23 protein-coding genes are annotated in these 20,478 nt (G+C 75.1%); 12 read left to right on the top strand and 11 right to left on the bottom strand.

What is annotated here, in order from left to right; translation table 11 throughout:
- Positions 1–62: 62 nt before the first annotated feature.
- On the bottom strand, positions 63–575 hold the full coding sequence (locus PHK61_RS20825) for a mycothiol transferase (protein WP_274282933.1): 513 nt from the start codon (positions 573–575) through the stop codon (positions 63–65).
- 215 nt (positions 576–790) lie between these two features.
- Here PHK61_RS20825 and PHK61_RS20830 point away from each other — a divergent pair, with 215 nt between their 5' ends.
- Complete coding sequence (locus tag PHK61_RS20830; protein ID WP_274282934.1) at positions 791–1,018, top strand: hypothetical protein; 228 nt, start codon at positions 791–793, stop codon at positions 1,016–1,018.
- A gap of 4 nt (positions 1,019–1,022) precedes the next feature.
- On the opposite strand, the gene PHK61_RS20835 is transcribed toward PHK61_RS20830, so the two are convergent.
- A complete protein-coding gene (locus tag PHK61_RS20835; protein WP_274282935.1) occupies positions 1,023–1,340 on the bottom strand; it encodes a hypothetical protein in 318 nt (105 codons plus the stop codon).
- A gap of 499 nt (positions 1,341–1,839) precedes the next feature.
- Here PHK61_RS20835 and PHK61_RS20840 point away from each other — a divergent pair, with 499 nt between their 5' ends.
- Both PHK61_RS20840 and PHK61_RS20845 read left to right on the top strand, forming a co-directional pair.
- Positions 1,840–2,517 carry a Clp protease N-terminal domain-containing protein gene (locus PHK61_RS20840; protein ID WP_274282936.1) on the top strand — a complete coding sequence of 226 codons (678 nt, stop codon included), beginning with the start codon at positions 1,840–1,842 and terminating at the stop codon, positions 2,515–2,517.
- 33 nt (positions 2,518–2,550) lie between these two features.
- The gene (locus PHK61_RS20845; protein ID WP_274282937.1) at positions 2,551–2,823 is read left to right on the top strand and encodes a hypothetical protein; all 273 of its coding nucleotides are present in this window, start codon (positions 2,551–2,553) and stop codon (positions 2,821–2,823) included.
- A gap of 9 nt (positions 2,824–2,832) precedes the next feature.
- Here PHK61_RS20845 and PHK61_RS20850 read toward each other — a convergent pair whose 3' ends face one another.
- Complete coding sequence (locus PHK61_RS20850; RefSeq protein WP_274282938.1) at positions 2,833–5,157, bottom strand: CDP-alcohol phosphatidyltransferase family protein; 2,325 nt, start codon at positions 5,155–5,157, stop codon at positions 2,833–2,835.
- Between the two features lie 42 nt (positions 5,158–5,199).
- On the opposite strand from PHK61_RS20850, the gene PHK61_RS20855 reads away from it, so the two are divergent.
- The 4 genes from PHK61_RS20855 to PHK61_RS20870 all read left to right on the top strand — a co-directional run bounded on the left by PHK61_RS20855 (position 5,200) and on the right by PHK61_RS20870 (position 7,241).
- Positions 5,200–6,171 (top strand): zinc-dependent alcohol dehydrogenase, encoded by a 972-nt coding sequence (locus PHK61_RS20855; RefSeq protein WP_274282939.1) that lies wholly within the window; start codon positions 5,200–5,202, stop codon positions 6,169–6,171.
- 63 nt (positions 6,172–6,234) lie between these two features.
- The gene (locus PHK61_RS20860; RefSeq protein ID WP_274282940.1) at positions 6,235–6,459 is read left to right on the top strand and encodes an FmdB family zinc ribbon protein; all 225 of its coding nucleotides are present in this window, start codon (positions 6,235–6,237) and stop codon (positions 6,457–6,459) included.
- A gap of 178 nt (positions 6,460–6,637) precedes the next feature.
- Complete coding sequence (locus tag PHK61_RS20865; protein ID WP_274282941.1) at positions 6,638–6,820, top strand: hypothetical protein; 183 nt, start codon at positions 6,638–6,640, stop codon at positions 6,818–6,820.
- A gap of 19 nt (positions 6,821–6,839) precedes the next feature.
- Positions 6,840–7,241: a 6-pyruvoyl trahydropterin synthase family protein gene (locus PHK61_RS20870; protein ID WP_274282942.1), complete on the top strand. Its 402-nt coding sequence runs from the start codon at positions 6,840–6,842 to the stop codon at positions 7,239–7,241.
- 46 nt (positions 7,242–7,287) lie between these two features.
- Here PHK61_RS20870 and PHK61_RS20875 read toward each other — a convergent pair whose 3' ends face one another.
- Positions 7,288–7,815: a L,D-transpeptidase gene (locus tag PHK61_RS20875; protein ID WP_274282943.1), complete on the bottom strand. Its 528-nt coding sequence runs from the start codon at positions 7,813–7,815 to the stop codon at positions 7,288–7,290.
- Between the two features lie 245 nt (positions 7,816–8,060).
- On the opposite strand from PHK61_RS20875, the gene PHK61_RS20880 reads away from it, so the two are divergent.
- Positions 8,061–10,310 carry a transglycosylase domain-containing protein gene (locus PHK61_RS20880; RefSeq protein ID WP_274282944.1) on the top strand — a complete coding sequence of 750 codons (2,250 nt, stop codon included), beginning with the start codon at positions 8,061–8,063 and terminating at the stop codon, positions 10,308–10,310.
- A 16-nt stretch (positions 10,311–10,326) separates the two neighbouring features.
- Here PHK61_RS20880 and PHK61_RS20885 read toward each other — a convergent pair whose 3' ends face one another.
- Positions 10,327–10,857 (bottom strand): DinB family protein, encoded by a 531-nt coding sequence (locus PHK61_RS20885; RefSeq protein WP_274282945.1) that lies wholly within the window; start codon positions 10,855–10,857, stop codon positions 10,327–10,329.
- 18 nt (positions 10,858–10,875) lie between these two features.
- On the opposite strand from PHK61_RS20885, the gene PHK61_RS20890 reads away from it, so the two are divergent.
- From PHK61_RS20890 to PHK61_RS20905, 4 genes are all read left to right on the top strand, one after another.
- The gene (locus PHK61_RS20890) at positions 10,876–11,919 is read left to right on the top strand and encodes a glycosyltransferase family 4 protein (RefSeq protein ID WP_274282946.1); all 1,044 of its coding nucleotides are present in this window, start codon (positions 10,876–10,878) and stop codon (positions 11,917–11,919) included.
- On the top strand, positions 11,916–12,761 hold the full coding sequence (locus tag PHK61_RS20895) for a class I SAM-dependent methyltransferase (protein ID WP_274282947.1): 846 nt from the start codon (positions 11,916–11,918) through the stop codon (positions 12,759–12,761). The genes PHK61_RS20890 and PHK61_RS20895 overlap by 4 nt, the downstream gene beginning before the upstream one ends.
- A 206-nt stretch (positions 12,762–12,967) precedes the next feature.
- Positions 12,968–13,951, top strand: a complete 984-nt coding sequence (locus PHK61_RS20900) for a lysylphosphatidylglycerol synthase transmembrane domain-containing protein (RefSeq protein WP_274282948.1) — start codon at positions 12,968–12,970, stop codon at positions 13,949–13,951.
- Entirely contained in the window at positions 13,900–14,490 is a 591-nt protein-coding gene (locus tag PHK61_RS20905; RefSeq protein ID WP_274282949.1) for a histidine phosphatase family protein, read from the top strand. Before PHK61_RS20900 ends, PHK61_RS20905 begins: the two co-directional genes overlap by 52 nt.
- A gap of 53 nt (positions 14,491–14,543) precedes the next feature.
- Here PHK61_RS20905 and PHK61_RS20910 read toward each other — a convergent pair whose 3' ends face one another.
- The 6 genes from PHK61_RS20910 to PHK61_RS20935 form a co-directional block, all read right to left on the bottom strand.
- Positions 14,544–14,696, bottom strand: a complete 153-nt coding sequence (locus PHK61_RS20910; RefSeq protein ID WP_274282950.1) for a hypothetical protein — start codon at positions 14,694–14,696, stop codon at positions 14,544–14,546.
- Positions 14,697–14,769: 73 nt separating this feature from the next.
- Positions 14,770–15,021, bottom strand: a complete 252-nt coding sequence (locus tag PHK61_RS20915; RefSeq protein WP_274282951.1) for a hypothetical protein — start codon at positions 15,019–15,021, stop codon at positions 14,770–14,772.
- A gap of 227 nt (positions 15,022–15,248) precedes the next feature.
- Complete coding sequence (locus tag PHK61_RS20920) at positions 15,249–16,619, bottom strand: glycosyltransferase family 39 protein (protein WP_274282952.1); 1,371 nt, start codon at positions 16,617–16,619, stop codon at positions 15,249–15,251.
- Between the two features lie 11 nt (positions 16,620–16,630).
- On the bottom strand, positions 16,631–17,611 hold the full coding sequence (gmd, locus tag PHK61_RS20925; RefSeq protein ID WP_274282953.1) for a GDP-mannose 4,6-dehydratase: 981 nt from the start codon (positions 17,609–17,611) through the stop codon (positions 16,631–16,633).
- Positions 17,608–18,585, bottom strand: coding sequence for a GDP-L-fucose synthase family protein (locus PHK61_RS20930; RefSeq protein ID WP_274282954.1), 978 nt, complete (start codon positions 18,583–18,585; stop codon positions 17,608–17,610). The genes gmd and PHK61_RS20930 overlap by 4 nt, the downstream gene beginning before the upstream one ends.
- Positions 18,578–19,852 carry a glycosyltransferase family 4 protein gene (locus PHK61_RS20935; protein ID WP_274282955.1) on the bottom strand — a complete coding sequence of 425 codons (1,275 nt, stop codon included), beginning with the start codon at positions 19,850–19,852 and terminating at the stop codon, positions 18,578–18,580. Before PHK61_RS20935 ends, PHK61_RS20930 begins: the two co-directional genes overlap by 8 nt.
- Positions 19,853–20,478 lie beyond the last annotated feature (626 nt).

A 20,478-nucleotide genomic window follows, 5' to 3' on the forward strand; every position in this document is an offset into this window, starting at 1 on the left:
CCGCGCCGGAGTCTAACCCCTGATCGGGTGGGACAGTGGTGAGGAACACCGGCGCGCGTGGATCACCGCCGCCGGCGCACGAGCCCCCCGAGGTAGGCCGCCTGCCCGGCGTGCTGGATGTCGTCGTCGACCACGCTGACCAGCCGCACGCCGCGCGTCACCGGCGGGTCCCAGCGGTCGTCGATGACCTCGTCGAGATCGTCGCCGGCCAGCGTGCGCAGGTGGGCGACGGTCCGCGCGGTCACGGCGTCGAGGTAGCCGGTGAGCAGCGCCGGGTCCTCGACGCGCACGGACGCGACCTGCTCGGAGGTGTGCCCGAAGCCGATCGAGGCGTCGTCGAGGGGCAGGTCGAAGCGGCGCGCCCACCCGTCCGCGGTCCAGACCTGCTCGGTGCCGGCGAGGTCGGCGACGTGGTCGTCCTGCACCCGAGTGAGGTGCCAGACCAGCCAGGCGATCGGGTTGGCCTCGGCGTCCGCGCGCCAGCTCAGCTCGTCGGCGGTCAGCCCCTCGACGGCCCGGTGCGCATCGCCCTGCGCCCGGCCGAAGGCGTCGACGAGCACGTCGATGGCGTCCATGGCTCGATCCTCCCGGTTCCCCTCAGCGCACCGAGGCGAAGACGACGACGGTGTCCTGGTCCGTGAGCGTCCTCTCGTCGACGGGCCGGCCGCACGTCGAGGGTGAGCCCGGTGGCGACCCACCGTTCGGAGCCTTGCCCGGGACGTCTGGTTCCGGGTTCCTGCTCTGCGCGAACACGGCCCCGACCGGCCCGCGGGTGGATCAGGCTGGGGCCATGAGCTCCAGCCTGTACGTGGCCCTGCGCAGCGGCCACGAGTACACCGTCACCGGCCTCGACGACGACACCGCCGCATCGCTGCGCCAGCGCATCGTGGCCCACCTCGAGGCCCGCGAGTCGCACCCGACGCTCGACCTCGGCGACGGCACCACCGTGCGCACCGACGCCGTGGTCCTCGCGCGCCTGCACGACGAGGGGCCGCGCACGGGATTCGTGGGGACCTGACGCCTCAGGACGCGCTGATCGGCCGCCGTGGCCCGGGCACGACCGCCGTGCGCACGCGCACGGTGATCCCGCGCCGCCGGGCGAGGTAGGCCGCCACCCGGCGGCGGGCGGTGCTCGGCGCGGGGTGCGCCGGGGCGAGGTCGTCGAGTACGTGGTCCCAGAGCGCGGGCAGGTCCGGGTCGTCCCAGTCGGAGCCGGCGAGGTCGACGAGCAGCGCGTTGTCGAGGCCGGTACCCGCCCACTCGATCGCGAGCTCGACGACGTCCGCCGGGTCCCAGGCCATGCCCAGCACCTGCGCGGCCCGCGCCTCCGCGGGCGTCATCCCCCGCAGGGACGGGAGCTCGGCGAGGCCGGGCAGGCCCCCACGCCCGTGGCCTCGCGGCCGGGTTCTGGTGACGGCACTTCCCATGACAGCCCCCCATCGCTGAACGTGAGCGACTCGCCCCCGGTGCTCACTCGGTCAGGCTATCGGGTTGCTCGGAACGACGCGACGGTGACCCACGGCGAAGCACGCTGCTGCGCACCAGGGGTGCGGTCCGAGGGTCGACGGCGATCACTCCGCGGGGTGACCCCGGGAACGAGGCGTCGCCGTCCCGGTCGGCGTGTCGGCCGGGATTCCGCCGGACGGGGCCCGCCGACCACGACCGTCGGCGCAGGGTCACCGTCCGTCGGGCGCCGTCCCCCACCCTCGTCCCGTCCCCGCCGCGCACGACCCGGCCGGGACCTCGGGCGATGACCAGCGGTGCCACCCCGGCCCCGGACGCGCCCGGGGCCCCGCGGGCCTGCTCGTCCGGATCCCCGCGACCCGCTAGGGAGCCTCCATGGGGACGACCACGCCCATCCACGACACGCTGGCCGGTGCGCCTCTCGCGGTCCCGGTCCGGCCCACACCCAGCCCGCGCGCCGCGCCCTCGGTCGCCGAGGACGCCGAGCGGGTCGTCGCGCTCGCCTGGCAGGAGGCCGACGAGCGCGGCCACGCGTACTTCGGCACCGGGCACCTGCTGCTCGGGCTCGTGCGCGCCGGTGGCACCGAGGCGGGGGTGCTCGCCGTCGCCGGGGTCACCGCCGAGATGGCCGACGCCGCCATGGAGCTCGTCGTGCTCTCGTCGGTGTCCGAGCCGGTGATCCGGGCCGCCGCCGGAGCGCGGCCGCTGCCCGGGGACGCGGTCGCCGACGTGCTCCGCGACGCGTCGCGCACCGTGGCCGACGTCGGCGACCCGGGCGAGGTGACGGCCGCCGGGCTGCTCACGGCGCTCGGCGCGCGGCCCTGGGGGCAGGCGGCCGAGATGCTCGCGGCCCTCGGCGTGGACGCGGCGGAGCTCGCCGCCGCCGTGGCGACGCTCGCCGCGCTGGCCCCGGAGGACGCCGACGCCTCCCCGCGGCCCGTCCCGCGCGACCCCAGCGGGCTGCTCTCCTCGGCCTGGCGGCCCGCCGGTGACGACACCGGGCAGGAGATCGCCGAGGAGGAGATCGCCGAGGAGGAGCTCACCGAGGCGTGACGGGAGGACGTCCCGGCGGACAGAATCCGGCCCATGGCGAAGCCGAGCTGGATCCGCGCCGAGGACGGCGACTGGTACCGCGTGTCCGAGGTGGTCGCGGTGAAGACCCTGCCGCACCCCTCCGGCGGGTTCATGGTGACCGTCGAGACCCACCGGCACGACAACATCGACGTGACCGGCCGGCTCGACCACGTCGAGGACGCCTCGCGGTGCCGCGACGCCGTCGCGGGCCTGCTCTCAAGGGCCGAGGAGGGCGCCGTGATCACCTACTCGACGGGCGGGTTCTCCGCGGAGCAGGTCGCCTGAGGGTCCGGGTCAGGGCCGGGGCCCGTAGGCGGCGAGGAACCGGTCGCGGAAGGCGTCCATCCGCCACACCGGCGTCGCGGGGTCGGGGGTCAGGCCGTCCGCCCAGCCCCAGTCGGCGACCGCGTCGAGCACCGCCGGGTCGCGGCTGACGATCGAGATCGGGATGTCGCGGTCCGCCGTCGGCCCGGTGACGGCGGGCGAGGCCTGGTGGTCGCCGAGGACCACGAGCACGGGTGCGCGGTCGGGGCGCTGCACGGCCTGGCGCTCGACCCAGCCGTAGAGCGTCGAGAGCGAGTACTCGATGCTGCGGCGGTAGTCGTCGCGGACCTGCGGTGCCGGCGTCGTGAAGATCGACTGGAACGACCGCTGCGGCTCCTCGGGGCCGAACACGCTGCCGTCGCCGACCGACTCCCACGGCACGGTGCGGGGCAGCGGCGCCCACGGCCCGTGGCTCGAGGTGAGGACGAGCTCGGCCATGGTCGGCGGCGCGCCCGGTCCGCGCTCGAGGCGGTCGAACGCGCTGAACAGGTACTGGTCGGGCATCGGCGACCAGCTGAACCGCGGGCCGCGGTAGCCGAGGTCGTCATGGGTGTAGGCGCGGTCGAGGCCGAAGAACGCCGCCTCCGGCCACGGGCCCGTGGTGCCGGGCTGGACGGTGACGGTGCGCCAGCCGGCCTGGTGGAACGCGCGGGTGAGCGTCAGGCGGCTCGACGAGACGAGGTCGGTGTGGCGCTGCTCGCCGTCGATCCACAGCCCGGAGAGCAGGGTCGCGTGGGCGAGCCAGCTGCCCCCGCCCGCGACCGGGGAGGTCAGCCGGCCGGTGCGCGCGCCGTACCCGAGGGCGCCGAGACGCCGCTCGCCGTCGTCCACGACGGCGCGGACCCCGCCCGCCATCGCCGGGTCGTCGAGGGCGGCCATGCCGTAGCTCTCGACCACCGCGACGACGACGTCCCGCCCGCGCAGGGCGGTGAGCAGCCGGTCGTCGGGCACCTCGCCGAACGCGTCGACGCCGGCCTCCCGGGCGAAGGCCTGCTGGTCGCGGACACCGGCGTCGATCTCGGCCGCCCGGTCCACGGCGCGGATCGAGGTGTCGCGCGAGGCGACCGGGATCCCGGGCACCAGCTGCACCGACAGCGTCCATGCCACGAACCAGGCGACGGCCAGCACGGCGGCGAGCCGCAGCGCCCCCGCGCGGTGGCCGGCGGCGATGCGCGCGAGCCGGGCGACCGCCCCGCCGGTGCCCACCACCAGCCCGATCCCGAGCAGGGCGACCACCACGGCCCCGACCACCCCGACTGCGGGCCCCGAGGTCTCGGCGACGAAGTCGAAGGCGTTGGTGAGCAGCACCGCGTCGCGCGCGGGGTCGAACGGGCGCGCGATCGCCGCCGAGAAGCCGAGGTCGAACAGGGTGAGCACGAGCATCAGCCCGAGCACCGCGCCCGCGAGCCACGCCAGGACCCGCCGGGCCCACGCGGGCAGGGCGACGGCCAGCACGAGCGCGACCAGCACCTCGAGCGGGACGCGGACGAACGCCGGCTCGACCAGGCGCGCGACGTCGCCGGGCGTCACGAGCGCGAGCAGCACCAGCACCCCGGCGAGCAGGGTCAGCACGCCCGCGAGGCCGCGGCGCACCCGCACCGGGTGGACCTCGGCGCCGCGCCACAGGCGCACGACGTCGCGCCCGAACGACCAGAGCAGGGCGGCGAGCGCCGCCGCCACGAGCGCGGTGGCGGCCACGGCGGGCAGCAGCGTGGAGGCGGCGGCGACGAGCACGACCCCCTGCGCCGCGGCCACGACCTTGCCCGAGAACAGCGTCCGCAGCTCGCCGCCCAGCCACGGCAGCACCACCATCGCGGCGACGAACAGGTAGCGCGCGAGCCCGATGAGCAGCACCCAGCCCCCGAGCTGCCCGGCGACGTGCCACGACAGCACGAGCAGCAGGAACGCGTCGAGCTCCATGTCGAAGCGCGCCCCGAACGCCGAGGCGACGTCGCGCCGGCGCGCCACGGCCCCGTCGACGCCGTCGAGGGCGAGCGCGACGGCGGCGAGGACCACGAGCGCGGGCGTGGAGACGGGGTCGGCGACGAGCGCGGTGACCCCGACGACCAGCACGCCGCGGACGAGCGTGACCCGCCCCGCCGGGCCGAGCGCGTCGACGGGCGCGCCGGCGAGCAGCGCGACGAGCGCGGCGGACGCCGTCGCGCCGACGACGATCCCGAACGGCCCGAGCCCCACACCCTGCGCGAGCACGCCGAGCAGACCCGCGCTCGCGAGCGCGCCGCCGACGAGCTCGGCGGTCAGGATCGGGGGCGGGCGGCGCACACGTGCCAGCATGGCTGCCCGGAGATCGCCGTGGGTCGAGGAGGGGTCGGACCGATGACGCGTACCACGCGGGCGTTCCGGGTGGAAGCGCCCGGCCGGGGGGAGATCGCCGAGATCGCGCTGCCCGCACCGGGCGCCGACGACGTCGTGGTGCGCACCCTGCACTCCGCGGTGAGCCGCGGCACCGAGTCGCTGGTGTTCCGCGGGGAGGTGCCCGCGAGCCAGTACGGGCTGATGCGCGCGCCGTTCCAGACCGGCGACTTCCCGGGGCCGGTGGTCTACGGCTACCTCGCGGTCGGGGTCGTCGAGGACGGTCCGGGTGCCGGGCGGACGGTGTTCGGGCTCTACCCGCACCAGGAGCGCGCCGTCGTCCCGGCCGCCTCGGTCGTCGAGGTGCCCGCCGACGTCCCGCCGGGGCGCGCGGTGCTCGCCGGGACCGTGGAGACGGCGGTCAACGCGCTCTGGGACGCCGCGCCCCGGGTCGGCGACCGGGTCGCGGTGGTCGGCGCGGGCATGGTCGGCGCGGCCGTGGCGGGCGTGCTCGCGACGTTCCCGGGCGTGCGCGTGGAGCTCGTCGACGTCGACCCGGCGCGCCGCGCGGTGGCCGAGACGCTGGGCGTCGGCTTCGCGACCCCGGACGACGCGGCGGGCGGGTGCGACCTGGTCCTGCACGCGAGCACCACCGAGGCCGGCCTCGCGCGGTCGCTGGAGCTGCTCGGCGACGAGGGCGAGGTGGTCGAGATGTCGTGGTTCGGCGACCGCGCCCCCCGCGTGCCGCTCGGCGAGGCGTTCCACTCGCGGCGCCTGACGATCCGCGCCACCCAGGTCGGCCGCGTGGCGCCCGCCCGCCGCGCGCGGTGGGCGACGTCCGACCGCCTGCGCCTGGCCCTGCGCCTGCTCGCCGACCCGCGCTTCGACGCCCTGGTGACCGACTCCTGCGCGTTCGACGACCTCCCGACCGTCCTGCCCGCCCTCGCCGCCGGCGAGCGCCCGGGACTCGCGGTGCGCGTGGACTACGCCCCCTGAACCGCCACGGACGGGCGCGCTGCGCCTGGGCACGCGGACTTCCCGCTCGTAGGCTCTCCGACCATGCCGCGCTACGAGTTCCGCTGCCGGACCTGCGCCTCGACGTTCGAGGTCGACCGGCCGATGAGCGCCGCGAGCGACCCGGCCGACTGCCCCGCCGGTCACGACGACACCGTGAAGCTGCTGACGACCGTCGGGCTGAGCGGGCGAGCGCGCACCGCCACCCCGCCCGCGATGGCGCCCGCGGGCGGCGGCGGGGGCTGCTGCGGCGGCGGGTGCTGCGGCTAGCCCGAACACAGCGGACCGGCACCGACCGGCTCCCCGTGCTACGCGCTGTCACATATCCGACCGACATCTCGCTCGGGCGTGGGCCCAGGTCCCTGTCGCGGCGGCCGGAGACTGCATACCGTGACGACGGGGCGGGCATCCTCGGCGCGCCCGCCACCGTTCCCCGGGGAGACCGTCCATGTCCGTGACCCCCTCGCAGGCCCCCTCGCCGCCGGATGTCTCGGGGCGCCGGCCGCCCGGGACCGACCGCCGGGCGGGCCGTCGGGCCGATCGCCGGGCCGACCTGCGGGCCGACCTCGAGCGCTTCCTCGTCGTGCTGGCCCTGGGCCTGACCCTGGCGCTCCTCGTCGTCCTGTTCTGAGGGACGACAGAATGGCGCCATGTTCTCCGTGACGGTCCGCGACCACATCATGATCGCCCACAGCTTCCGGGGAGCGGTCTTCGGGCCGGCGCAGGCGTTGCACGGCGCGACGTTCGTCGTCGACGCCGTGTTCCGCCGCGCCGAGCTCGACGCCGACAACATCGTGGTCGACATCGGGCTGGCGACCGAGCAGCTGCACGACGCCCTCGCCGACCTGACCTACACCAACCTCGACGACCACCCCGAGTTCGCCGGGGTGAACACGACCACCGAGTACCTCGCGCAGGTGATCGCCCGGCGGCTGGCCGAGCGGGCCGGCGACGGGCGGCTCGGCCCGCACGCCGGCGGGCTCACGGGCATCATCGTGACCCTGCACGAGTCGCACGTGGCGTCGGCGGGCTACGAACTGACGCTCCCGTGAACGGTCCGGGTCGCCCGGGCGACCCGTTCCGCTCACCGGCGGCGCATCACCGCACGATCTGGACCTCGTCGCCCGGCTCGAGGGCGGTGAACAGCTGCTCCGCGTCGTCCTCGTCCAGGCGCACGCACCCGTGCGAGTTGCTGGCCCGGCTCCCGGCGTGGAAGGCCCGGCCCTCGCCGTCGAAGAACACCGAGTAGGGCATCGACGCGTCGTCGAACTCCTTGCTCACGTGGTAGCGCTCCTTGCGCTGCACCGCGAACGTGCCGGTCGGCGTGGGGTCGTCCGGCGAGCCGGAGGTGATCGGCATCGGGTCGCTCGCCGCGCGCCCGTCGTCGGTCAGCCAGGCCGTCCCGCGGCTCAGGTCGACGCAGACGTCGGCGGTGTCCTCGCACGGGGGCGCGCCGAGGCCCGGCGCGGCCGGCTGGCCCGGGGCCGCGGCGGCGAGCGGGGCCGCGGCGAGCGCGGCGGCGGACGCGACGCCGAGCGGGGCGAGTGCGGCGCGGGTGACGGACCGGCCGGTGGTGGGGCGGGGGGTCTCGCGTCGGGCGGGGGAGCGGCGGTGTCGGCCTGCCATCGCAGAGCCTCCTCCTCGTCGTCGGGGTCGACGACGTGGTGGGTCAGGGGTGTCGAGCACGTCCGGCGTTCCCCCGCACGGTCGCACGCACACGTGGGGTCGCCGGGACGGGGGGATGTCGCCAGGATCTCCCGGGCGTTTGCTGCGTCCCGCGCCCGCGGCGTCCGGGTTGCCCGTTTCCGCAGGTCACCGGCTCACACGCAGCACCGCCGAGCGGGCGCAGGATGGTCCTCGTGCGGAGATCGATGACGCTCGGGGCCCGCCTCCTGGCGGTCGGGGTGATCGGCGGGGTGCTCCTCGCCGGGCTGCTCTACCCGGTGGTCGGGGGCCTCGGCGGGCTCGCGGCGCAGGCGGTCAACGGGGTCGAGGCGACGACGCCGGGCGTGCTCAGCGGCGAGATGCCCTCGGCCACGACGATCACCGACGACGCCGGCGCCCCGCTGGCCTACCTGTACGACCAAGACCGCCGGTCGGTGACCTCGGACCAGATCTCCACCGCCATGAAGGCGGCGATCGTGGCGATCGAGGACCGGCGGTTCTTCGTCGAGTCCGGCCTCGACGCGCGCGGCGTGGTCCGGGCGCTCGTCAACAACTCGACCGGCGGCGCGACCCAGGGCGCCTCCACCCTCACCGAGCAGTACGTCAAGAACTACGACGAGTACGTCGCCGCCCAGACCCCCGCCGAGCAGCTGCGGGCCACCGCGCCGAACCTTGGGCGCAAGGTGCGCGAGGCCGAGGTCGCCGAGCAGCTCGACCACACCGTGCCCAAGGACCAGCTCCTGACCTGGTACCTGAACGTCGTCTCGTTCGGCAACCAGGCGTTCGGCGTCCAGGCCGCCGCGCGGACGTACTTCGACACCACCGCCGACCGCCTCACCGTGCCGCAGGCGGCGCTGCTCGCGGGCATGGTGCAGAGCCCGGCCGCGGACGACCCGATCCATCACCCGCAGGCCGCGACGGGCCGGCGCAACGTGGTGATCGACCAGATGGCGCAGCAGGGCGACATCACCGCCGCGCAGGCCGCCGAGGCCATCGCCGCCCCGCTCGGCGTCGGCCCCGTGCTGCACGGGCTCACCGAGGGCTGCATCGGCGCGGGCGACGCCGGGTTCTTCTGCTCCTACGTGCTGGACTACCTGGCGCGCGCCGGGATCGACGCCGACGAGCTGCGCCGCGGCGGCTACACCGTGCGCACCACGATGGACCGGGCCGCGATGGACCAGGCCAAGGCCGCGGTGGACGCCGAGGTCCCGCCGACCCAGCCGCACGTCGCCGACGTCCTCTCGATCGTGGCGCCGGGCGCGGACGGCCACCGGGTCACCGCGATGGTCGCCAACCGCGGCTACGGGCTGGACGCCGACCGGGGGCAGACGACCTACGACCTGCCCGGCACCCCTGAGAACCTCGGCGCCGGCTCCGTCTACAAGATCTTCACGTCGTCGGCGTACCTCGCGCAGGGCGGCGGGGTCGACACCGTCATCCCGGTGCCCGCCAACGGCTACGCCTCGCCGCTGACCCCGGGGTTCGTCGTGTCCAACGACGGCGACTACCCGCCGCAGATGACGCTGCAGGACGCGCTGGCGCAGTCGCCGAACACCGCGTTCGTCAAGCTCGAGGAGACCACGGGCATCACGCCCGTCGTCGACATGGCCGTGAAGCTGGGGCTGCGGTCGCTGGCCGACACACCAGGCGCCGGACACGCCTCGATCGCCGACGAGGTGCGCTCGCAGCACCAGGCGTCGTTCACCCTCGGCCCGACCCCGACGAGCTCGCTCGAGCTCGCCAACGTCGGCGCCACGCTGGCCTCGCACGGCGTGTGGTGCCCGCCGAGCCCGGTCACCGCGGTCACCGATCCCGCCGGGCGCCCCGTCCCGCTGGACGTCCCGGGCTGCGAGCAGGTGGTGCCCGGGCCGCTGGCCGACACCGAGATGACCGCGCTGTCGAAGGACGACCAGCCCGGCGGGACCTCGGCCGCCGCCGCGACCGCCGCCGGCTGGAACCGCCCGACCGCCGCGAAGACCGGCACCACTCAGACCTCGGAATCGGGCGCGTTCGTCGCGGCGACGCCCTCGCTGGCGGCCGCGGCGATCACGTTCGACGACTCGTCGTCACCCCGCCCGATCTGCAGCGGCAGCCCGCCGACGACGTGCGGCACCGGGAACCTGTTCGGCGGGACCACCCCGGCGCAGACGTGGTACCGCGCGATGACCGGGATCCTCGGCGCGAGCCCGGTGCAGCCGCTGCCGGCGCCCGACCCCCGGTTCCTCACCGGCGGGCGCCTGACGACGATCCCGGCGGTGGTCGGCGACCCGGCCGACCGGGCCACGGCCGCACTGCGCGCGGCGGGGTTCGCGGTGGCGACGACGACGGTCGACAGCCGGGCGCCGGCGGGGACGGTCGTCGGCGAGGACCCGCTCGGCGGCGGCGTCGAGGGTCAGACGATCACGGTCACGACCTCCACCGGCCGGCTCACGCCGGCTCCCGCGCCACCCCGCTGACCACGTGGGTACGGGCCTACCGGCCCGGGAGGTGCGCACGGAGGTCGGTGATGTCGGCGACGTGGTGCACGCCCTCGTGGGCGGCCTGGCGCAGGAGCCAGCGGGCCGTGCGCTCCTCGTGGGGGAGCCGGGTGACCGTGCGGTCCCAGTCGGCGTCGCCGAAGCGCGCGACCTCGTCGAGCAGGCCGGGGGTGACGATCGCGAGCTCGTCGAGGACCGCGTCGACGTCGTGGTCGTCGTAGCGGAAGCGGCGCGCGCGCAGGTCGTTGAACACCGGCTCGAGGGCCGGGCGGTCCTCGGTGCGCGCACGGTGCAGGCGGATCGTGAACGCCATCGCGACGTCGCGCAGGTGGCAGACGTACTCGGCGACCGACCACACGCCCTCGGCCGGGCGACCGTGGCGGTGCCCGACCCGGGACACCGCCTCCCGGGCCCGCGCCGGCACCGCGGCGACGGTCGCGCTCGCCCCGGCGATCGTGAGGTCGACGTAGCGCATCCCGCACGGCGGGCACTCGTGGTCCTCGGCGGCGAGGGGCGGGAGCGTCATGCGCGTCATCCTGGACCCGTGACCACCGCCCGGGACCGCTCCGCGCTCACCACGGTCCGCCCCGTCGCCGACGAGCTGCTGGTCAGCGGGGGCGACGTCTACGACGCGCGGGTCATCGCCGGTCTGCGCGCGCTCGGGTGGACGGTGCGCGACGCCCAGGTCCCCGGGGCGTGGCCGCGCCCCGACGCCGCCGCCCGCCGGGCGCTCGACGCGGTGCTGGCCGACGGCGGGGACCCGGTGCTGCTCGACGGGCTGGTGGCCTGCGGGGTGCCGGACGTCGTCGTCCCGCACACCGCGCGGCGCCCGGTCGCCGTCCTCGTGCACCTGCCCCTCGGCGCGGAGCAGCCCGACCTCGAGGCCGGCGAGGTCGCCGTGCTGCGCGCCGCCGCGGTGGTGATCGCGACGAGTCCCTGGACGGCGCGGCGGCTGCGCGAGCGGGTCCCCGGCGTCGTCGTCGCGACCCCCGGCGTCGACCCCGCGCCGCTCGCCGCCGGCACCGACGGGGCGCACCGCCTGCTCTGCCTCGGCGCGGTCACCCCGACCAAGGGCCAGGACCTGCTGGTCGAGGCATTGGCGGCACTGCCCGAGCACCCGTGGACGCTCGACCTCGTCGGGCCCACCGGCCGCGCGCCGGCGTTCGTGGCCGACCTGCGCGCGGCGGTCGCACGCCACGGCCTCACCGACCGGGTCCGTGTCTCCGGCCCGCGCACCGGCGCCGACCTGGACGAGACGTGGCACGCCACCGACCTGCTCGTCGCCCCGTCCCGGGTCGAGACATACGGCATGGTGGTGACCGAGGCGTTCGCGCGTGGTATCCCCGTGGTCGCGAGTTCCGCCGGAGGGCTGCCCGACACCGTGGCGAACGGCGGAGTCTTAACGCCTCCTGAGGATGTACCGGCACTCGTCGCAACGCTGCGCCGCTGGTTCGCCGAACCCGGGCACCGGGACGGGTTACGGATCTCAGCGTCGTCCCAACGATGCAGTCTTGCCGCGTGGACACAGACGTCGCGACGGGTGGACCGGGCGCTCGCCGAGCTGCTGGAGTTCCGACCCCGCGCGTGAGCGAGCGGCCCGACCACGCCGTCCCCGGCGCCCCCGCCGCCGCGGACTGGCTCGCGCTGCGCGAGGCGGCCGACGCCGAGGCCCGCGCGGTCGATCTCGTCGAGGAGCTGCGCGCGGGACACCCCGCCCCCGGGCGCATCCTCGACCTCGGCGCCGGGACCGGGTCGATGGCGCGCTGGCTCGCGCCGCGCCTCGGCGGCCCCCAGCACTGGGTGCTCGCCGACCGCGACGCCGCGCTGCTCGGCCACGTCGCGGACACCCTGCCGGCCGTCGCCCGCGACGGCTCGCCGGTGACCGCCGAGACCCGCGAGCTCGACGTCACCACGCTCACGGCCGCGGACCTCGCCGGCCCGGATTTCCACACCGGGCTGGTCACCGCGTCCGCGCTGCTCGACCTGCTCACGGTCGAGGAGATCGACGCGATCGCGGCCGCGTGCGTCGGGGCGGGCTGCGCGGCGCTGCTGACGCTGTCGGTGGTCGGCTCGGTGCGCATCGACCCCGGCGAGCCCCGCGACCTCGCCTTCGCGACGGCGTTCGACGCCCACCAGCAGCGCACCGTCGACGGGCGGACCCTGCTCGGCCCGCACGCCGCCGCCGTCGCCGAGGAGGCCTTCGCCCGCCACGGCGCCGCCGTCCGCTCGCGGTCGAGCCCGTGGCACCTCGGGCTCGACGACGTCGACCTCGTCGTCGCCTGGCTCCAGGGCTGGGTGGCGGCGGCCGCCGCCCAGGACCCCGACCTCACGCGCCACGCCGACGCCTACCTCGAGCGCCGCCTGGAGGCCGCCGAGCAGGGCCGTCTACGCGTGACCGTCGGCCACCTCGACCTGCTGGCCCTGCCGTGAGTACTGCCGTGACCTGACCCGACCGCCCGCACACGAACAGACCGCTCCCCAGCTCCCCGTCTGGACCTCCCGTGCCGCTCCCCGCGACCGCGCTCCCCCCGTCCGCCCCGCCGGCGCTCCCCACGCCCCGCCACAGCCCCGAGAACGTGGCCCCGATTTCCCCGAACACCGGATCTCCCCGACGCATCCGGTGCAGTCTCGGCGCCGTGCTCCGCCTCGTCGTCGGTCTCGGCATCCCCGCGCTGCTCGCCGTCCGTCTCGGCGCCGGCGGTGTCGTCGAGGCGCTGGGCGCGATCACCTGGCCCACCGTCGTCGCGGCCCTGGCCCTCGGCGCGCTGACCACCGTCGCCGGCGCCGCGCGCTGGTGCGTCGTCGCCCGCGGCGTCGGGCTGACGCTGTCCCTGCGCGACGCGACCGCCGACGCCTACCGCGCGACGCTGCTCAACTCCCTGCTGCCCGCCGGCGTGCTGGGCGACGTGCACCGCGCCGTGCGCCACCACCGCCCCGGCGACGCCCGCGGCGCGCGGGCGGTGGTGATCGAGCGCGTGGCCGGGCAGGTCGTGGTGGTCGCCGTGGGCGTCGCGGTGCTGCTGGCCAGCCCGGCGCTGCTGCACTCGCTGGTCGGCCCCGGGCTCGGGGTGCTGGCCGGCGCCCTCGGGGTCGTCCTGGCGGGCGCGGGTGTGTGGATCGCCACGGCGCGGCGGGCGGCCCGCGTCCGGGTCGCGCTGCTGGCCGCGCTGGGCGACGTCCGCGAGGGGCTGGGCCGCGTGCGGACCGCGCCGCTGGTGCTGCTGTGCTCGCTCGTGGCGCTCGCCGGACTGCTCGCGCTGTTCGTGCTCGCGGCCCGCGTGGCCGGGGTGTCCGCGCCGCTCGGGCAGCTGTTGCCGCTGGTCACGGTGGCCCTGCTCGCCATGTCGGTGCCGCTGACCGTCGGTGGCTGGGGCCCGCGCGAGGCCGCCGCCGCGGTCGCGTTCGCCGCCGTCGGGCTCGACGCGGGGCAGGGCCTCGCGACGTCCGTCGTGTACGGGGTGCTGGCGCTGATCTCGTGCCTGCCCGGCGCCGTCGTCCTTCTCGCGGACGCCCTCGGTCGCCCGAATGCGCGCCGGTGGCCCGGCGGGGCGGCATTACCGTGGCGTACGTGCTCACCCTCGTCCGCCACGGTCAGAGTGAGGCCAACGCCCGCGGGGTGATGTGCGGCCGGTCCGACCCGCCGCTCACCGAGACCGGGCGGCGCCAGGCCCGCGCGCTCGCCGCGGGCCTCCCTCGGCCCACCCGGCTCGTGTCCAGCCCGCTCGCGCGGGCCCGCGAGACCGCCGCGCTGTTCGGCACCGAGGTCGAGTGCGACGCCCGGTGGACCGAGATGGACTACGGCGACCTCGACGGCCAGCCGATGACCGCCCTCGACCGCGACGGGTGGCGCGCCTGGCAGTCCGACCCCGAGCACGTGCCCGCCGGCGGCGAGTCGCTCGTGGCGGTGCGCGCCCGCGTGGCCGCCGCCTGCACCGAGCTCGCGGCCGAGGCGGCCACGGGGGAGGTGGTCGTCGTCAGCCACGTGTCGCCGATCAAGGCGGCGATCAGCTGGGCGCTGGGCGTGGGCATCGAGATCGCCTGGCGCATGTACCTCGTCGACGCCGCGGTCTGCCGCATCGACACCAGCGGCTCCGCCCCGATGCTGCTGGCCGTCAACGACGAGGGCCCGCTGCACGCGGGCACGGTCCAGCCGGCCTGACGGTCCCCGGAGTCGTCGGCACCGCGCCGGCCGACGAGGTCCGGGAACCGCACTCAGCGCGCGTGCCTGCCGGGCGGTGGCGCCGCCACGTGGGCCATGGCCCGGAGCTTGCCGAGGTAGGCCTCCGCACTCACGGCGACCGGTCGGATGATCGTGACGCCGGTCGGGACGACGGCGACGGTCTGCGGTGCCGAGTGCTTGGCCATGGGAACCCCCCGGTTGCGGCGGCCGGCCCCTGTGCCGGCCGTCGGGTGGTTCTCGCGGCGGCGGCGACCGGCGTTAGCGATCTCCACCGGGACTCACCCGACCGGGCGGGATCTCCTCGGCAAGATCGGATGCATCGGCCTCCGGCGCCATTCCCCGTTGTCGCGGAATGGCGACGTCATCGGAATCCTCCGTAGCCGTTTCGTCACGCTGCGATTCCGAGCGCCACCCGCGCACGGTGCGCTGATCGCACGTTCCGTGACGGATCATGTCGATGACCGGCGCGACGACCCATCCCAGCACGACGATCCCGCCGACGACCGCCACCGCTGACGTCCTGCCCACATGCCACCCCCGTTGCGGCACTCCCCCCGTGGCCGGCGAAATCCCCCGGCCCGCGCCCATCGTGCGCGCCCGGTGGGGTCGGCGGGGAGAACGAGACCGAAGCGTGAGCGGGGGAGCCCGACCGGGTGGTCGGCGGCGCGTTCGTCACGACCCTCCGTGTCCGCGAACACGTCGATGCGCTGTGGCGACGTCGTGCGCTGCCGACGGGGTCAGGTCCCTGTGAAGCTCTCCGCGCCGGCCGCCGACGAGTCCGACCCCTCACGCGGTCTCCTGCCGGCAGTTCTGGGGTCGTCGAGAACGGTCGCGAGGAAGAGGGCCGTGCCGATGACGAGGACGACCTCGAACGGCAATCGGTACCGGGCGAGGGCGAAGAACACGGTCGGTACGGCGAGGCTCGTCACCGCGTAGCCCACGATCAGCCATCTCCGTGCCCGAGCGTCCTGGCCGGCAGCCCGTCGCCACCACCGCCCCCACCCCCAGACGCCGAAGACGGCGACGAGGAGGTACCCGCCCAGGTAGACGGGGTTCGTGCTCCGCGGATCGGTGAGGTCGACAGTGACCTGCATGACGAACTTCCGCACGTCGAGCAGCACCGTCCCGCCGGGGTCGGCCGCGATGTGGTCCCACGCCTCGTCGAGCAGCACGTCGTCCCGCTCCTTCTCGTAGGCGCGTGAGGGAGCCAGGGCGGCGAGACGAGCCTGGAGGTCCGGTGGTGGCTCGGCATCCTTCTGTGAGCCGGAGGCGCCCTCGTGATTCCCGCTCCAGAGGTTGAGGCCACCGGTGGTCGTCGTGGTCACCACGGGCTCGCCGAGCACCATCGAGTTGCGTACCGCCCATGCGGTCGGGAGCGCCACCGCGACGACGACGACGACCGCGGCGACGGTCAGTCGCGACCGTCGGTCGGAGGTCAGCGGCCGTGCAGCCAGAGCCGACCAGATCGCGACGAGCGGGATGAGGGCCACGGCCTCGGAGCGCATCAGACAGAGGAGGCCCAGCCCGACGCCGACCACGACCAGCCGTCGCCAGGTCGCGGCGCCGGCGAGGACGGACAGTCCGGCGAGGAGCCCGATCTCGAGGGGGATGTAGAGATTGGACGCCGAGACCTGGGTCGTCTGGTACACGAACGTCGGGTAGACGGCGAAGAGGAGACACGCGATGCGGGCGGTCCGGGCGTCCGCGAGACTCCGGACGAGGACGGAGATGGCGAGGAGCCCCGCACCGGCCAGCAGGATGTTGGCCGCGCGCACCAGCCACACCAGCCCGTCGGGACCGAGTTCCATCGCCCGGGCAAGCGCGGTGGCCGCCGCCACCACCACGACGTAGGCGGGCGGCATGTAGGCGCCGGGCAGGGGCGTACCACCCGGCACGACGCCGGCCACCACTCCCGCCGGGGTCGCCGTGAAGTAGCTGAAGCCGTCGCCGTCGACCCAGTGAGCCGCGATGACGCCGAACTCGTAGAGATCCACGTCCCCGGCGTCGAGCACGAGACCGGCGGCGACCCGCAGGACGACGAGGACGACGAGGCTCACTCCGACGCTCGGCCGCAGAGCTCGACTGGCGAGGGCGAGCACGCGGGTCATCGCACCCCGTCCTACGCCGAGATCGCCGCGAAGTCGGCGTCGACCATGAGGTGGGCGAGTTGTTCGGGCATGGTCTGGGCTTTCCACCCGAGGTCGCGTTGGGCTTTGGAGGCATCGCCGATGAGGGCGTCGACCTCGGTGGGCCGTAGGTAGGTCTCGTCGAACCGCACGTGGCGCTCCCAGTCCAGCCCGACCCGCTCGAAGCACCACTGCGTGAACTCCCGCACCGTGGTCGCGGTGCCGGTGGCCAGGACGTAGTCGGCCGGCTCGGGAGCCTGGAGCATCCGCCACATGCCCTCGACGTACTCCGGGGCGTAGCCCCAGTCCCGCACCGCGTCCAGGTTCCCCAGATACACGTGCTCCTCGAGCCCGGCGGAGATCCGGGCCGCCGCGCGGGCGATCTTGCGGGTCACGAACGTCTCCCCGCGGCGCGGGGACTCGTGGTTGAACAGGATCCCGTTCACCGCGAACAGCCCGTGGGCCTCCCGGTAGTTCCGCGCCATCCAGTACCCGTAGACCTTCGCCGCCCCGTACGGGGAGCGCGGGTAGAACGGGGTGTCCTCGTTCTGCGGCGGCGGCGTGGCCCCGAACATCTCCGACGACGAGGCCTGGTAGTACCTCGTGTCCACCCCGACCATCCGGATCGCCTCCAGCAGCCGGGCGGTGCCCACCCCGGTGGTGTTGCCGGTGTACTCCGGCTCGTCGAACGACACCCGCACATGCGACTGGGCGGCCAGGTGATACACCTCGTCCGGGCGCACCTTCTCGATCAACGTCACCAGCCGCGAGCTGTCGGTCAGGTCCCCGTAGTGCAGCACCAGCCGCTGATCGCGCTCGTGCGGATCCTGATAGAGGTGATCGATCCGGCCGGTGTTGAACGTCGAGGACCGCCGGATGATCCCGTGCACCTCATAACCCTTGCCCAACAACAACTCGGTCAGATACGACCCGTCCTGCCCCGTGATCCCCGTGATCAACGCCCGCTTGCTCACGACTGCGCCCCCTGGTGCTCGAGGAACCACCGATAGGTCGAGGCCAGCCCCTCGGCGAGCCCGATGGTGGGCTTCCAGCCGAGGGCCTGGAGACGCGAGACGTCGAGCAGCTTGCGTGGCGTCCCGTCGGGGCGGGAGGTGTCGTAGACGATCTCGCCGGTGAAGCCGACGACGTCGGCGACGAGCGCGGCGAGGTCGGCGATCGGCACGTCGTCGCCGACACCGACGTTGATCGGCGCCGGGTCGTCGTAGGTCTCGAGCAGGTGCAGGCAGGCCGCTGCCAGGTCGTCGACGTGCAGGAACTCGCGCCGCGGTGTGCCGGTGCCCCACACGGTGACGGTGGGTGCGCCGGACACCCGGGCCTCGTGGAACTTCCGCATCAGCGCGGGCAGGACGTGCGACTTCTCGAGGTCGAAGTTGTCGCCCGGGCCGTAGAGGTTGGTGGGCATCGCCGAGATCCACGACCGCCCGTACTCGCGGCGGTAGGACTGCACGCCCATGATCCCGGCGATCTTCGCGATCGCGTAGGCGTCGTTGGTCGGCTCGAGCGCGCCGGTGAGCAACGAGTCCTCGCGGATCGGCTGCTCGGCAAACTTCGGGTAGATGCACGACGACCCGAGCAGCAGCAGGCGCGGCACCCCGGCGCGGTGCGCGGCGTCGAGCAGGTTCGCCTGGATGCGCAGGTTCTCGTGCAGGAACTCGACGGGCTCGGCGGCGTTGGCCGCGATCCCGCCGACGCGCGCGGCGGCGTCGACCACGACGGCGGGAGCGGTCTCGTCGAGGAAGCGCGTGGTCGCGGCGAGGTCGCGCAGGTCGACCTGGCTCGAGCGCACCCCGACGACGTCGGTGAAGCCGGCCGCGTGCAGGTGCCGCACGACCGCGGAGCCGACGAGCCCCGACGAGCCGGCGACGAACACGCGCGAGTCGCGCGGCAACGGCCGGCCGAGCTCCCAGCCGGCGAGCGGGTCAGACACGGGTCCCCCCTACGGGTACACGGGCGGCGGCGAGACCCTCCACCCAGCGCTGGTAGTCGCGGTGTGCGGCGGTGGCACCGAGGTGTTCCTGCGCGTAGGCACGGCCGGCAGCGGCCAGTGCCGCCGCGCGCGCGGGTTCGGTGATCCCCTGCACGGCGTCGAGCAGATCCTGCGGCCGGCCCGGATCGACGCGCACGCCGCCCCCCGATCGCCGGAGCTCGGCGGCCGCCGCGCTGCGCTCCCACGAGGCGGCGACGACCGGGCGGCCGGCGGTGAAGTACGAGGTGAGCTTGCTGGGCACCGACATCTCGGCGACGGTCGGGGCCTCGTTGACCAGCAGCACGTCGGCGGCCGCGAGGGCGTCGGGGAAGCGTTCGCCGGGTAGCGGGTCGAGGAACTGCAGCCGCCCGACGCCGGCTCCGCGGGCCTCGAGGGTGCCGCGCCGGTTGCCGTCGCCGAGCAGGACGAAGCGCACCGGGGCCCCGCGCTCGTCGGCCAGGCGCGCGGTGTCGACGACGTTCTCGAGTCCCTGCTTGAGGCCCATGTTGCCGGCGTGGAGGACGACCACCTCGTCGTCCCGCCACCCGAGGTCGCGCCGCGTCACCGCGCGGTCCGCATCCCCGGTCGAGACGTGCGACCAGTTGCGGATCACCGTGACGCGGTCGCGGTCGATCCCGAGCCCGGCGAGGCCCTCCCGGAACTGGTCGTGGACGACGGCGATGCCGTCGGCCCGCCCGAGCAGCCAGCCCTCGAGCCTCGCGGCCGCCCGCCCGGCGCCGGCCGAAGCGATGCCGGTCTCGGTCACCGCACGGCTGTAGAGGTCCTGGGTGACGACGCCGAGCGCCGTGCGTCCGCGCTTCTTCCAGCGCAGACCCGCGAGGACGGTCAGCAACACGGGGCTCACCGCGATGACGACGTCGGGACGACGGGTGCCCTGCTTCCCGACTGCCGCGGCGTGCACGGTGAAGGCCGCGTCCATCACCGCACGCCGCCACGCACTGGGAGAACGGGGTACGGGATGGCGGACGCGCGTGATTCGCGCACCACCGTCGACCTCGTGGCGCCGCACCCCGGTGTAACCGTCGTACAGGGCCCACCGGGGGTAGTGCGGGTAGCCGGTGATCACGCGGACACGGTGACCGGCGTCCGACAGGGCAGCCACCATGCCGGCCGTGTACGGAGCGTTGCCGGTGTGTTCGGGGGTGTAGTGCATGCCGAGAACGAGCACGTCGAGGGCGTCCGAGTCACCCGGATGTCCGTCCTCCATCGGCCCTCCTCCACGACATCACCGTCGCTCGACACGTGACCGCGGTTGGTTCGGTCGGCTCAACTGGCGGACGCAGCTCTGACCGCGCAGACGATAACAGCGTGTTGTCGGACGATGTTCTACTCACTCCACGGTCGCAGCATGCTCCTCGAGTAGTGGCGTTCAGTCACCAGTCTCTTACCCTGCCTTCTCGACGCCGGCTCGCGGGAGCCTCCACGCCCTGCTCGTCGCGTCAACGCCCACGCGATGGTGATCGAAGCGCGCGACGTGGTCAGGTGGGCTGACGCGGGCCGCTGAGCTGGACCATCAGGCTCAGGGAGATCGCAGCCTCCCCCGCACGACCGATCACGGTGTCGCTCGGAAGACCCGGGCCTTCCGTCGAGGTCTGATCGACCCGTACATTGCCGTTCGCTCAATCGGGTGACGATCGGCGGCTGCCCCGTTCGCCGTACGCCCCGTGTGTGTGGGAGGGGCGAAGGCGGTGGGACCGGCGGCGACCGGAGCGTCCGAGACACGATCCCGGGCCGACGTGGCTCGCGCGCCGACGCACACGACGGTCCACCACGATGCGCCGGCGGCGACTCCGGGGGCGGCGCGGTCGTTGGTGGGGTTCCGGTCGGCGGGGA

The sequence above is a fragment of the Actinomycetospora lutea genome, assembly GCF_028737205.1.
Taxonomy (GTDB): Bacteria; Actinomycetota; Actinomycetes; order Mycobacteriales; family Pseudonocardiaceae; genus Actinomycetospora; species Actinomycetospora lutea.